Source organism: Neobacillus sp. PS3-12, assembly GCF_030915385.1.
Lineage (GTDB): Bacteria > Bacillota > Bacilli > Bacillales > Cytobacillaceae > JAEVLT01.
This window is the reverse complement of sequence record NZ_CP133268.1, coordinates 1442918-1456728: the sequence shown is the minus strand read 5'-3', so window position 1 is coordinate 1456728 and position 13811 is coordinate 1442918. Positions and strand designations below refer to the sequence as shown.

The 13811-nt window shown below is 36.5% G+C and carries 12 protein-coding genes and 4 pseudogenes; 13 read left to right on the top strand and 3 right to left on the bottom strand.

The features are described from left to right. The first annotated feature begins 256 nt into the window (after positions 1–256). From RCG17_RS07550 to RCG17_RS07535, 4 genes and pseudogenes are all read left to right on the top strand, one after another. Positions 257–847: pseudogene (locus tag RCG17_RS07550) on the top strand (DUF1541 domain-containing protein). Positions 848–1144: 297 nt separating this feature from the next. Next, on the top strand, positions 1145–1378 hold the full coding sequence (locus tag RCG17_RS07545) for an SHOCT domain-containing protein (protein WP_308174586.1): 234 nt from the start codon (positions 1145–1147) through the stop codon (positions 1376–1378). Between the two features lie 90 nt (positions 1379–1468). Further along, complete coding sequence (locus tag RCG17_RS07540; protein WP_308174585.1) at positions 1469–1651, top strand: SHOCT domain-containing protein; 183 nt, start codon at positions 1469–1471, stop codon at positions 1649–1651. 29 nt (positions 1652–1680) lie between these two features. Continuing rightward, a complete protein-coding gene (locus RCG17_RS07535) occupies positions 1681–2061 on the top strand; it encodes a hypothetical protein (protein ID WP_308174584.1) in 381 nt (126 codons plus the stop codon). A 188-nt stretch (positions 2062–2249) separates the two neighbouring features. Here the strand turns inward: RCG17_RS07535 and RCG17_RS07530 are convergent. After that, positions 2250–2438: pseudogene (locus tag RCG17_RS07530) on the bottom strand (ATP-binding protein); the annotation flags it as partial. A 154-nt stretch (positions 2439–2592) separates the two neighbouring features. Between RCG17_RS07530 and RCG17_RS07525 the strand changes: the two are divergent. From RCG17_RS07525 to RCG17_RS28275, 5 genes and pseudogenes are all read left to right on the top strand, one after another. Further along, on the top strand, positions 2593–2757 hold the full coding sequence (locus RCG17_RS07525) for a hypothetical protein (protein WP_308174583.1): 165 nt from the start codon (positions 2593–2595) through the stop codon (positions 2755–2757). Between the two features lie 3 nt (positions 2758–2760). Further along, complete coding sequence (locus RCG17_RS07520) at positions 2761–2904, top strand: FeoB-associated Cys-rich membrane protein (RefSeq protein WP_308174582.1); 144 nt, start codon at positions 2761–2763, stop codon at positions 2902–2904. Between the two features lie 215 nt (positions 2905–3119). Then, a complete protein-coding gene (locus RCG17_RS07515) occupies positions 3120–3584 on the top strand; it encodes a hypothetical protein (protein WP_308174581.1) in 465 nt (154 codons plus the stop codon). 235 nt (positions 3585–3819) lie between these two features. Continuing rightward, the gene (gene lgt, locus RCG17_RS07510) at positions 3820–4605 is read left to right on the top strand and encodes a prolipoprotein diacylglyceryl transferase (protein ID WP_308174580.1); all 786 of its coding nucleotides are present in this window, start codon (positions 3820–3822) and stop codon (positions 4603–4605) included. 433 nt (positions 4606–5038) lie between these two features. Next, a pseudogene (locus tag RCG17_RS28275) lies at positions 5039–5254 on the top strand (rhodanese-like domain-containing protein); the annotation flags it as partial. Between the two features lie 176 nt (positions 5255–5430). On the opposite strand, the gene RCG17_RS07505 reads toward RCG17_RS28275, so the two are convergent. Then, positions 5431–6522: a GntR family transcriptional regulator gene (locus tag RCG17_RS07505; RefSeq protein WP_308174579.1), complete on the bottom strand. Its 1092-nt coding sequence runs from the start codon at positions 6520–6522 to the stop codon at positions 5431–5433. Positions 6523–6860: 338 nt separating this feature from the next. Here RCG17_RS07505 and RCG17_RS07500 point away from each other — a divergent pair. The 3 genes and pseudogenes from RCG17_RS07500 to araA all read left to right on the top strand — a co-directional run bounded on the left by RCG17_RS07500 (position 6861) and on the right by araA (position 10649). After that, a pseudogene (locus tag RCG17_RS07500) lies at positions 6861–8502 on the top strand (xylulokinase). Next, complete coding sequence (locus tag RCG17_RS07495; protein ID WP_308174578.1) at positions 8496–9191, top strand: L-ribulose-5-phosphate 4-epimerase; 696 nt, start codon at positions 8496–8498, stop codon at positions 9189–9191. Before RCG17_RS07500 ends, RCG17_RS07495 begins: the two are co-directional and overlap by 7 nt. 33 nt (positions 9192–9224) lie before the next feature. Beyond that, the gene (gene araA / locus RCG17_RS07490; RefSeq protein ID WP_308174577.1) at positions 9225–10649 is read left to right on the top strand and encodes an L-arabinose isomerase; all 1425 of its coding nucleotides are present in this window, start codon (positions 9225–9227) and stop codon (positions 10647–10649) included. Between the two features lie 160 nt (positions 10650–10809). On the opposite strand, the gene RCG17_RS07485 is transcribed toward araA, so the two are convergent. After that, on the bottom strand, positions 10810–11562 hold the full coding sequence (locus tag RCG17_RS07485) for a DeoR/GlpR family DNA-binding transcription regulator (RefSeq protein WP_308174576.1): 753 nt from the start codon (positions 11560–11562) through the stop codon (positions 10810–10812). Positions 11563–11810: 248 nt separating this feature from the next. On the opposite strand from RCG17_RS07485, the gene tkt reads away from it, so the two are divergent. Continuing rightward, a complete protein-coding gene (tkt, locus tag RCG17_RS07480) occupies positions 11811–13805 on the top strand; it encodes a transketolase (protein WP_308174575.1) in 1995 nt (664 codons plus the stop codon). The last annotated feature ends 6 nt before the right edge of the window (positions 13806–13811 follow it).

The following is a 13811-nucleotide window of genomic DNA, read 5'->3' as shown; positions in this document are numbered from 1 at the left end:
TTAATCGTACGGCTTAGCAATCAGTGAGTGCTTATGTAAAAGGACAAAACTGCCAAAATTGATATGATCCCTTTATAGTAGACAGAGAAAAGAAAGCATACTAATCTGTCTACTATAGAGGGATTTTTTATGGAGAAAAATAATACTTTTCTACTGAATTTAAGATTAATAACATAGTAATAGTGAAAATGCATATTTTCTGCACACTTTTATTGTAAACTCCTTTTCGTAACAAAATTAAGGAGGATAACAAAAGATGAAGAACAAAAAAATGTTAGTAGGAATCATTACTCTAGCATTAATGTTAATGTTGTCTTCTTGTGGTAGTAGCAGCAACCAGAATAGTTCTGATGAAAACACAAATACAGACCAAAAAAGCATGAAAATGGATAAAAATATGGACATGAGCGGCATGAAAATGTCTGGTTCGGCTGAAGTTCCAAAAGGTTTAAAAGTAGCACAAAATCCAACATTTAAAGTTGGAAGTCAAGCGGTTGTTCATGCAGATCACATGTAAGGTATGAACGGAGCTGCAGCAACTATTGTAGGTGCTTTTGATACTATAGCATACACAGTTACCTATACTCCGACTACTGGTGGAGCCCCAGTAAAAAATCATAAATGGGTAATTAAAGAAGAAATTAAAACCGCTGGCAACGCACAATTAAAGCCAGGAACAAAGGGTATCTTAGTAGGAGACCATATGGAAGGTATGAAGGGGACAGAAGCTACAATCGATTCTTTAGTGCATACTACTGTTTACATGATCGATTATACTCCTACCACTGGTGGGGCAAAAGTAACGAATCATAAGTGGGTAACAGAAAGTGAACTTTCAGCTAAATAAAATAAGACAAATAAAAGAGCTTGGAATCCAAGCTCTTTTATTTGTCAATATTCCATATTCAAATCTTTAATTTCTAAATTAATAACTTGTCTTCGTCTTAAAGAATTTTTTCAACATAAAAAATGCCATTGCGTTTGTACTGAAACTCAATTTAAGATCATCCAAAATTGGGTCTTTTTTGTTAAGCACTCGGTAGAAAACTTAGCCTTTTTTATTGAGATTTGAATTCCTCCATATTTTCTCCATAGATGTTTTTTATAATTAAAGTGTAAGAAAAACCGAAGGGAAGTGAAAATCATGATGGGACGTGGATTTGCATTTGGATACGGAACTTATGGTTGTGGCGGTCTGATTCCAATGATCCTCATTATTGTAGTTTTAGGGCTGCTTGTTTTTCTTATTGCAAGAAGACCAACGAGACACAGAGAGCATCAAGGATCACAGGCAATTTCTATTTTAAATGAAAGGCTAGCAAAAGGGGAAATTACCTCGGAAGAGTATGAAAAGCTAAAGAAGACTATTCAACATTAGAATAAAAGGATGAACAATTCGCCAAATGCTGAAAGTGCCCTTTAAACTTTCGATCATTATAAATTAAACCTCAAGAGAGGTGAATACAAAATGATGTTTATAGGTTTATTGCTTTTTGTTTTTGTAATTTATTTGCTTTTTAAGCAAAACGGAGCAAGCTTGGATGTTAAAACATCAGAAGTAAAAGATGCCCTGGAAATTGCAAAAGTACGGCTTGCCAAAGGAGAAATAAGCATTGAGGAATTTGAAACGATCAAAAAATCGATAATGTAAATTATTTATTTTTATAAGGAGCGGCTGAAATGAAAAAGAATTTAGTAGCTGGTTTATTTGCAGCGGGACTAATCGTAGCCGGGGGAACAGGTTTCGCAGTAGCACATTCACAAGGGAAAACTCAAGATCCTGTTTTTTTTATGCAGCAGGGAATGGGTATTGGACAAACTACACAAATGATGAACTCTGTCAGCACTAACGGAAATCAAAAACAAAATGCCCAAAGCAGCTTTGAGCAAATGCTCCCCTATATGAAGAAAATGCATCCAAATTTAAGCGATGATCAATTAAAATCTCTTTATGAACAAATGATGGGGGCAAATGGCGCATGCAGTAACAGCCAAGGAGCGACGGGAACTACTAACAGTAACGGTCAAGGAATGATGGGGACTACAAATAATAATCTTTAATTGATAATATAAATAGGGAAGAAAGTTTGGAATGGTTATACAACGAATTGCAGGCCTTCTTATGTTACTGTTAGGCATTCTTGATACAACAACCTATTGGTCTTTATAAAATAGAAAACTGGCAAAAAACAATGAATTCCACATTTTTTGCCAGTTTTTTATTTTTCCTGATTAAGCTTTTTCCTTTATTACAAAATAATCTTAAAGCATGTTCCGTTTTCAACCTTGCTATCTACAGAAATTTCTCCTCCATGTGCTTCTACTATTTGTTTAACTATAGCGAGTCCCAATCCAAATCCGCCAGTTGCTCTAGCCCGTGACTTGTCCACAAGATATAACCGATCAAAAATATGAGGCAGGTCCTCATGAGGGATTCCCAGAAACTTTGCAGAAAATGTTGAGGAATTAAGTATAAGAACATTTTGTTGCATGTTTGGGAGAACTATTAATAAAGTTGTTAAAAAATCTTGTTACTTTCTGCACATTTAATTAATAGACTCAAGGGGTAGTGACAATTAAGGAGGAACTTTCATGAATCATGAACATTTGATGAAGCATACGATTCGACAAATGGAAAGAGAGAGAAAGAGTGCCTATCAACACAAAGAGGAAAAAAACACATCAAGATTTTCGGGAAACTATTTCTTAAAGAGTTTAATAAATTTAACATCTAAGATGATCAATAAAGGAGAATAAATAATGTTTAATTGGATTATAGGTGTTGTCATTTTTTTATTTGCAGGTTGGATGCTTTATAAAAATATTCAAAAGTCAACAAAAGGTAAATGTCCTTCCTGCTCGTCAGATTGTTCTTGTAGTGAGAACGATTGTAAATGCCATTAATGTAAACAGGAAAAATCTAAATAAATCTGTTCCTTAGTGGGAACGATTTCTTCATTTGAGAGGAAAAGAGTAAATATAGAACCTGAAAATAATCAAATTTGATAGAATCTGCAAATTTATTTGTTACAATCATTTTGATTTTATATTGTTGCTAACATATATTGAACAATGCGTGGCCACAAAGGGTATCTTTCCACAGAATGGAGCTGTTTAAATTGGAAACGAAAAGTTGCTATAAAGAAGAGTTAATTAGTATTCTGGTAGAAATTAACCGATTGGTTACCGAACATTTAAAAGTCCAAAAAGGCGTATTTAATCCTCCAATAAAAGCCAAGATTCCGTTTATATCTAAAAGAAATGACTTTGGCGGTCTTTATGAAACGAATCAAAAAATCCAAAATGAGCTATATCAAACGATTAGAAAAATGCACAATAATAAGAGTGAATTAAATATAGATCCATTCATTTATGGAGGAATAAAAGAATATACTCTTTTATTTCATTCCTCGAGCGAAAAACTAACACGAATTATTTACGAATTAAACCTTAAAGCAAAAAAACAAAATAAGTTATCAGCTGAAGAATACAATCAATTAGTTAGTGAATATGAAATAATTGAAAATTCCAGATTGGAAAAAGGCAGTAGAATTCAAAAAATAGCAACACTGCTTGCCCAATAAATAGAATTCAACAGTAATTAAGAATTGTGAAATTTAAATTCATCTACAACACTCGAAAAGCGGTTTATGCCCCGACGGGTGTTTTATTTTTTAAATTACTCTATTAAACAATAATGTTTTATTTCATATAAATTTCCTAAGAAAATTTTAAGATTTAATTAAGGATGTTCTCATATCAATCCTGTAATATATAAACAATTCTACTTATTAAGTACTAAAGGAAGGTGAGGTTTGGTTGAGAGTTATTTTATTTCATATAGGAGATTTCCCTATACGTTCATATGGTGTCATGATAGCTGTGGCTATTTTGCTGGCAATGGGTGTAGCTTACTACTTGGCTAAGGGAACGATCTATCAAAAGCATCTAACCGATATCATTTTTTATATGATTATTGGAGGCATAATTGGTGCGAGATTTTGGGAGGTATTTTTTTTCGAATTTGGATATTACTCTAAACATCTAACTGACATTTTTATGATATGGAACGGGGGATTATCCATACAGGGTTCCATTGTCGGAGGTATTCTTGGGGTTATTCTTTATACAAAACGCAAGAGAATCTCTTTTTGGGAATTTGCTGATATCCTGGCTCCCGCTCTGGTCCTTGGACAAGCTATTGGCAGGATCGCTTGCTTTTTAAATGGAGATGCATTTGGATCTCCAACAGGATCTAATTTTGGCCTTGTCTATCCTAAAGGAACCATGGCTTATGAAACATACGGTTCCCAGCCGCTTTGGCCTGCTGAAGTCATGGAGGGCCAATGGGATATAATTGTCTTTGCTCTACTAATTATTTTGAAAAATAAAAAATGGCCAAAAGGAATAATTTTTTTGGCTTATAACATTTTTTATGCAGTGGGACGATTTGCCCTGGAGTTTCTACGGGGAGACACGCCCAGATACGCTTTTGGTTGGACGACAGCTCAGTGGACAAGCTTCAGTGTAATTTTGATCAGTATTGCTCTAGCAACATTTTTTTCTATCAAGTGGAGAAAGAATGAAACCGAGACATTGGTTTAAGCAGTGAAAAGAATTGCTATAGTTTAGGGATTATCCTGTGTAGTTTTATATATTGTTATATTCGGACGTGAGAAGATTAAAAATGGTGTAGGAATAAAATGCCTGCACCATTTTTTATTTTAATTGTGCGCTATATTCAAATTAAAAACTGGAGGAGAAAATGAGAGACCGAATAACACGATATACATCATTGGTTACATCTGGCATGGCTTGTATGGCTTGAATTCTTCCTATTTTTGTTGTTCCACTCGGTCTGAGTGGTGTTATGTTTTCCACCATGGTGTTTTTTACAAAGTATCAATGGTGGTTTGTAGGTTTGAGCATCACCATGCAAATTATTGCTCATTTCATATCGTTGAAAAGGAAAAGTCTACTGCCCAAAAAACACTTTATCATTTTACCATTGTTGATGTAAGTAGGAGAACCAGCGTCTTATAACAAAGATCACATACCAAACGCAATTAACATTCCTTTTACAGACTTTCAAAAACGGTACAATAAACTGGATTCAAGTAAGTTAATCATTCTTGTATGTCACACTGGTGGAATGGGGGAAGTAAGCGGACAACTTTTGCTCCAAAAAGGTTTCCAACATGTTGCCAATCTTTTCGGAGGTATGGCCAAATGGTTAGGAACGGTTGAAAATTAGATGCCCATATAGGCACTATCATCTTCCAATAGAATTTAGGACGGCTTTATTACATGAAAAATTTAGACTCCAATTGTTATTTTTCTAACAATTGGAGTTCTGTTCACCTTTTTCGAGGTTTAACGGCATAAAAGCACGTTCGAACGAATTTTAATTATTCATTCACAACTCAAAGTTTATTGTAATGTTAATTCTTTTACAGTTTCGCCTTTAATTAATACTGGTTGATAATAGTTTTCCTTTGGTAAATCCTTCTTACCTTGTATCTTTTTAATAACCCAATCAGCAGCATCGCGTCCCATTTGTTCCTGTGGGTGAGTTAGGGTTGTTAGTTTGATATTAGCATTTTTGGCAATATAAGAATTATCCTGGCCAATAATTGACAATTTTTCCGGAATAGAAATATCAAGTTGTCTGCAGACATTTGCCAGTTCCAACCCAACTTCGTCGTTATAGCATACAATGGCAGTCAGCATGTCTTTATTTTCATTAAGAAACTTTTTCAAATTACTGGGTAGGTTCGTCCTCGTCTCAGTAGTATACGAAAGCGCTTGCTCCGGGTTGAATCGTAATTTGGCCTCCCCAAGTGCTTTAATATACCCCTTCATTCGATACTTTCCTTGTAAATCATCGATTTTTGAAATCAGTCCAATTTGTTTGTGTCCTTTTGATATCAATTCTTTTGTTGCGAGATAACTGGACTGGACATCATCAAGACAAAAGAAAGGGACCTCTAATTCTTCATAATAAGCGTTAATCATGATGAATGGTACATCCTGTTCCTTGAACGACAGGTAGTAAGCAATATTGGGATTGTACAGATTACTTTTTGTTGGCTCCACAATCAATCCAACGACTCCAAATGACAACATCATTTCCAAAGCTTTTTTTTCTTGTTCAACATCATTATTTGTACTGGCCAGCAGCAACGAATAATTATCCTCGTTCAATCTCGCTTCAATTCCACGAATGATAGAGGGGAAAATGTAGTCAGAAATGTAGGTCGTGATGACACCAATCGTTTTATTATTGGAATTCCCTCCAGATTTTGCTTGATATTGGTTACAAACATATGTACCGGATCCTTTTTCACTTCTTAAAAATCCCTCGTTCGATAGATCTAAAATGGCCTTCCGAACAGTGTGCCGACTAACTTGGTACTTTTCTTGCATCGAGGATTCAGTGGGAATTTGTTGATCAACAATATAATCTCCTGAAAGAATTTTACTTTTTATATCATCAATGATGACCTGATATTTTGGTTTCATCAAACTCACTTCCTTCATAAGCTGTTTGTAATCTAATCAATCCAGCCTAAAAATCATACGTACATATTTTATCATATAGTTAAATGAATGAAAACATTTCACCCTATTTGCATACAAGTTACCAAATGATAATAATCCTTCTTGATATTTATTGAATTTTTCATGCACCAATAGTAGCTTTCAAAAAAAAACATAATAATTTCATGAAATTATAAGTACATATTTTTTATTTATTGACAAATGTACGCACAAAAAATATACTGAAGTTGTTAATAAAATTAAGCGAAAAATAAAGCGCATCCTTTATATTGAAACCGTTATCTGTGAGGGGGTTTGACGTGAAAACGAATTTAGTAAAGATGAAACAAGCGATTACCATGGGAGAAACTTCACTTGGAATCGAATTCGGGTCAACTCGAATCAAGGCAGTGTTAATTGATCATAGATTTAAAACAATCGCATCTGGCAGTTTTGAGTGGGAAAACCGCTTGGAAAATGGATTTTGGACGTACAACTTAGTAGATATTATTACAGGCTTGCAAGCAGCTTACAGTGAAATGAAGCAAGAAGTGGAAAGAAATTATGGAATCACTATTCGGACAATCGGTTCGATTGGAATTTCCGCCATGATGCACGGTTATATGGCTTTTGACAAAACGGGTGAGCTGCTTGTTCCATTTCGGACTTGGCGTAATGCAACAACCAGTGTTGCGGCAAGAGAATTAACGGAAAAATTCCAATTCAATATTCCTGAACGCTGGAGCATTGCACACCTTTATCAAGCAATATTAAATGAAGAGAAACATTTACCTCGTATAGATTTTATCACCACTTTAGCAGGATACATACACTGGTTGCTAACCGGTAATAAAGCAATCGGCATTGGGGATGCTTCGGGTATGTTCCCAATTGATGATGTAACGCACGATTACAATGAATCGATGGTTAAGCAGTTTGATGAACACATTGCACCAAATGGTTATCCCTGGAAGCTAAAAGATATTCTTCCTAAAGTCTGTACCTCAGGAGAGCAAGCAGGTGAATTAACCGAAATTGGAGCAAAAATTCTTGATAAATCACAAAATTTACAATCGGGTATTCCGATTTGCCCGCCAGAAGGCGATGCAGGAACAGGGATGGTTGCCACAAATAGTGTGAGGAAACGGACCTGGAAACGTCTCAGTAGGAACTTCAGTTTTTGCCATGATTGTATTAGAGAAAGAACTTTCAAAAGTATACCCGGAAATTGATTTGGTCACGACACCAAACGGCAGTCCTGTGGCAATGGTTCATGCGAATAACTGCTCAAGTGATATCAATGCTTGGCTAGGATTGTTCCGTGAATTTTACGAAGCTATGGGACAAAAGGCTGAAACGGATAAATTATTCGAAGTGATGTTAAATAAGGCCTTGGAGGCCGATCCGGATGGCGGCGGTTTGCTTAGTTACGGTTATTACTCAGGTGAAAATATCACTGGATTAGAACAAGGGCGTCCACTCTTTGTCCGAACACCTGAGAGTCATTTCAATTTAGCAAACTTCATGAGGACTCATCTATTTACAGCTTTCGGCGCTTTGAAAATCGGAATGGATATTTTGACAAAGAATGAAAACGTCAATATCGATAGCATTTTAGCGCACGGTGGCTTATTTAAAACTCCTGTCGTTGGTCAAAAAATTTTGGCAGCTGCAATGAATGTTCCAGTTTCAGTTATGGCAACCGCTGGAGAAGGCGGTGCATGGGGAATGTCAATTCTTGCTTCTTATATGATGAATAAAGACCAAAAAGAAAGTTTAGAAGACTTCCTCGATAAGAAAGTCTTTAAAGAGATTGATAGTCAAGAAATTTATCCTGATAGATTTGACGTTAAAGGATTTGAAGTATTTATCGAACGATACAAAAAAGGTTTAGTGATTGAGCAAGCCGCAGTAGAATCCGTTGATATTGTGAATGGAAAACTGGAGGAATTGAAGTGTTAGAAAAACTGAAAGAAGAAATATTTCAAGCAAATTTGGACTTGCCTAAGCATGGACTTGTGAAATACACATGGGGAAATGCAAGTGGTATTGATCGTGAAAGTGGCTTATTTGTAATCAAACCTAGTGGTATTGATTACGAAAAAATGAAACCAAGTGATATGGTGGTTGTTGATTTAGATGGCAATGTTGTGGAAGGAGAGTTGAATCCTTCATCCGATACACCAACACATGCAGTTCTTTATAAACATTACTCGGAAATCGGCGGTATCGTACATACCCATTCAACTTGGGCGACCATTTGGGCTCAAGCAGGTCTTGATGTTCCGGCGATGGGGACCACTCATGCAGACACATTCTATGGTCCTGTTCCATGTGCACGCTTCTTGACCCAAGAGGAGATTGATCGTGGTTACGAAGCTGAAACCGGTAATGTCATCATCGAAACATTCGAGGAGCGTGGGATAGATATTTTGGCAGTTCCCGGTGTGTTACTTCATGGGCATGCTCCATTTACTTGGGGAAAAGATGTCAAAGCAGCGGTCATGAATAGTGTAGTGCTGGAAGAAGTTTCGAAAATGAATTTATTTGCTCGTGAATTAAACCACTTTGCTGAAGTATTACCGCAACGTATTTTAGATAAGCATTACCTAAGAAAACATGGAGAAAATTCCTATTACGGGCAAAAATAATAGAAACTATCAAACTAAGAAAAGAGGATCATTATGGCAATTACAGGGGAAAAAGAATTTTGGTTTGTCGTAGGCTCACAACATCTTTATGGAGAAGAAGCTTTAGCAGAAGTCAAAGCACACGCACAAAAGATGACAAATGCATTAAATGAGAGCGGTATTTTGCCATACCCTCTTGTACTGCAGGATTTGGCTGTCAGTGCAGATAAAATTACAAACATCATGAAAGAAGTCAACTATCGTGACGAAGTTGCAGGTGTCATCACTTGGATGCATACATTCTCGCCTGCGAAAATGTGGATTCGCGGAACAAAATTATTGCAAAAACCATTGCTTCATTTAGCGACACAATTTAATGAAAGCATTCCTTGGGCAACGATTGATATGGATTTCATGAACCTGAACCAAGCAGCCCATGGCGACCGTGAGTATGGCTTTATCAATGCCCGTTTGAAAAAACAAAATAAAGTGGTAGTAGGTTACTGGCAGCGCCCTGAAGTGCAAAAACAAATTGGCGAATGGATGGATGTAGCGGTTGCTTATAACGAAAGCTTCAACGTCAAAGTTGCCCGTTTTGGTGATAACATGCGTAATGTTGGTGTTACCGAAGGGGATAAGGTTGAAGCACAAATTCAATTTGGCTGGACAGTGGACTACTTTGGCATTGGAGACCTTGTTCAATACGTAAATGCAGTTAAGGACGAAGAAATTGATGCATTATTCGCAGAATATGAAAATCTTTATGAATTTGATTATGGCACATACAGCAGGGATAAATGGGAAGCGAGCGTAAAAGTACAAGCAAGCTATGAAATTGCGATTAAACGTTTTCTTGATGATGGAGGTTACAATGCCTTTACTACGAACTTTGAAGATTTATATGGCATGAAACAACTTCCTGGTCTTGCAGTTCAACGTTTGATGGCACAAGGATATGGCTTTGCAGGTGAAGGAGATTGGAAGACAGCGGCGCTCGATCGATTACTCAAAGTGATGAGTCATAACCAATCAACTGGGTTTATGGAAGATTACACATATGAATTAACTGTGGGCCAAGAATCAGCCCTTCAATCGCATATGCTCGAAGTCGACCCAACTTTGGCAAGCAACAAGCCAAAAATTATCGTCTCTCCATTAGGAATTGGTAATCGTGAAGATCCGGCACGTTTAGTATTTGACGGTAAAGCAGGAGATGGTGTGGTTGTTTCAATGGCAGACTTTGGAACTCATTATAAACTTTTGATTAATGAAGTTTCTGCATTTGAGCCAACTGTTCCAGCTCCAAAACTTCCGGTGGCCCGCGTACTTTGGAAGATTAAGCCGAACTTCCAAGATGGAGTTAAAGCTTGGATTGAAAATGGCGGTGGTCACCATACAGTTGTTTCATTGAATTTAACAACAGACCAAATCGTATCCTATGCAAAGCTGGTTGACTTGGAATACGTCATTATTAAGTAATAACTCAGTATATTGGTCTACAAAATAAAAAGGAGCAACTTGTTAAGGAATTAACAGGGATGCTCCTTTTTCGCCTTTTAAGAAGTTACTGCAGTTAATGCTAATATTATTTTTGCTTTAGTTTATTATTAGTTTTTAGTTGGCCAAAATACTAACCAATTTAAATAATTTCAATATCTAATTCTTTGTACTTGTTAAAATTATAGCCCAATGATCCTTCTTCTGTAATTAAATAATCAAGCTCTGAAACTGGACCAACTAAGTAATTAGAAACCGTATTAAGTTTACTTCTAGTCACAAGACTAGCAATTTTATTTGAACTTTTAATCATTTGCCGTTTGACATAAGATTCCTGTAAATGTGGAATACTGATACCAAAGTCCAGGTGTAGAGAATATACTCCTAAAAAACACAGATCTGCTCTAATGTTTTTTAGTGTATTTATGACATCCAATCCTACAGTAACTAACGATTCCTTAAAGAATGAACCCCCTAAGAGTATAATTTCAATATTCGGATGTTTTGATAATACTAGACTAATGGAGGGACTATTTGTAATAATGGTCCCTTTAAAATCGTAAGGGATTTCTTGTGCTAAAAAGAGGTTGGTTGTACTTCCCCCATCCAATAAAAGAACTTGTCCGTCTTTAATAAGCTGGACTCCTTTTACTGCCAACTCTTTTTTTGCATCGATATTTTCTTCCGTTCTTTCAGAAAAGGTAACAGGGCCTGAAGAAGCAGGAAAAGCTCCTCCGTGGACACGATTGAGTAGACCTAATGAATCCATTTCCCTTAAATCTCTTCTGATTGTGTCTTCGGAAACATTCCACTTTGTGCTTAACTCCTTAGCAACAACTTTTCCTTCCTTTTCCAGTATATGTAGAATCTTTCTTTGTCTTTCTTTTCTTAACATTACACATACCCTCCAAGAATTTGCACGTTTTTTCTTATATTATAATTTTTTTCTTGAATGTACAAATTTATATCAATTATAAGAGGGAATTTTTAAAAAAATTCTTGTTTTTTCTCGTTTATGGATATATTATATCATTAAATAAGAAAAAAGCTGATTTTTCATGCAAAAACCAGAAGAAAATTAGTCGGTTTTTTCTTTTTTAAGAGAATTTAAGGATATTAAATATGTGAGGAGGAAATAATTCGATGAATCGTAACATTGACACATTAGCTGTTAATACAATTCGAACTTTATCCATTGACGCTATCAATCGCGCTAATTCTGGTCATCCGGGCCTTCCTATGGGAGCCGCACCAATGGCATATGCACTTTGGGCTAACCATTTACAACATTATCCTGAAAACGCAAAATGGTTTAACCGCGATCGATTTGTTCTTTCTGCAGGACATGGCTCTAGTTTGTTATATAGCTTGCTTCATCTAGCTGGGTACGATGTTTCTTTAGAAGATTTGAAAAGCTTTCGAAAGCTAAGTAGCAAAACACCAGGCCATCCGGAATTTGGTCATACGGATGGGGTAGAAGCTACAACGGGTCCTTTAGGACAAGGGATTGCAAATGCAGTAGGGATGGCAATGGCAGAAGCCCATTTAGCAGCGAAGTTTAACCAAGCTGGATTTTCTGTAATTGATCATTATACATACGCTGTAGTTGGTGATGGAGATTTAATGGAAGGCATCTCTTATGAAGCTATGTCTATGGCCGGTCATATGAAACTGGGAAAATTAATTGCTTTATATGACTCCAATGACATCTCTTTGGATGGTTCATTAAACCTTTCTTTTTCAGAAGATATTAAAAAAAGAACTGAATCTGCCCATTGGCAATATTTACGTGTGGAAGATGGAAATAATGTTACAGATATCACTAAGGCAATTGAAATAGCGAAGCAAAATACGGACCAACCAACTCTTATTGAAGTTAGAACCATTATCGGATATGGAAGTCCAAAAGTTGCTGGAACAAATAAGGCACATGGGAATCCGCTCGGGACAGAAGAGGCAACAGCAACTAAAAAGGTGTATGGTTGGGATTATGAGGAAGAGTTTTTCGTACCGGAAGAAGTTAAAGCTCATTTTACGGAGTTAAAACAAAGAGGGATTAATCTAGAACATCAATGGAAGGAATTATTCCAGTCTTATAGAAAAGCTTTTCCGCAATTAGCAGATGAACTCGAACGTGCCATTATCGGTGAAGTTTTAATCAATGCCCAAGATATTTTAACCTTTGATACAGGAAAAGCTATTTCGACTCGTGTAGCTAGTGGGGAAGCAATTAACCACTTTGTAAAATCAGTTCCTTCTATTTTTGGTGGAAGTGCCGATCTATCGCACTCTACTATGACAGATATAAAAGAAGAAGCAGTATTCGCAGTAGAATCTTTCGGCGGGCGCAATGTGTACTTTGGTGTTCGAGAGCATGCAATGGGAGCTGCGGGCAATGGTATGGCACTTCATGGAGGAATAAAACCTTTTGTAAGTACATTCTTTGTGTTTAATGATTATCTAAGACCGTCTATTCGGTTAGCTGCATTGCAGAAATTACCAATCACCTATGTATTTACCCATGATTCAATCGCTGTAGGAGAAGATGGTCCAACGCATGAGCCAATCGAGCATATAGCTGCACTTCGTGCTATTCCAGGGCTTACCGTTATTCGTCCATCAGACGCAAATGAAACAGCGAGTGCTTGGGCATATGCATTAAAACAAACAGATGGTCCGATTGCCTTGATACTAACCCGTCAAAACTTACCGGTGTTTCAGGAGACAAAAGCGAATATCGAGAATCTTTCTAAGGGAGCTTATGTTTTAACCCAAACGAATGAGAAACCTGATGTCATTTTAATTGCAACAGGTTCTGAAGTATCTTTGGCAGTTAACGCGAAAGTTGAATTGGAAAAAGAAGAGATATCGGTTCGTGTAGTAGCCATGCCAAGCTGGGAACTTTTCAATCGCCAATCAAATGAGTATAAGGAATTTGTTCTGCCTTCGTCTGTTACAAAGCGCCTAGCACTTGAAATGGGAATCTCCCTGGGATGGGAAAGGTATGTAGGAGCAGAAGGAAGAGTACTATCAATTGAAACATTTGGGGCTTCTGGAACGGGAGCTGAGGTAATGAAGAAATTTGGATTTACTGTAGAAAATGTAGTACAAACAACAAAAAATCTATTAAACTTTTAAAAATGG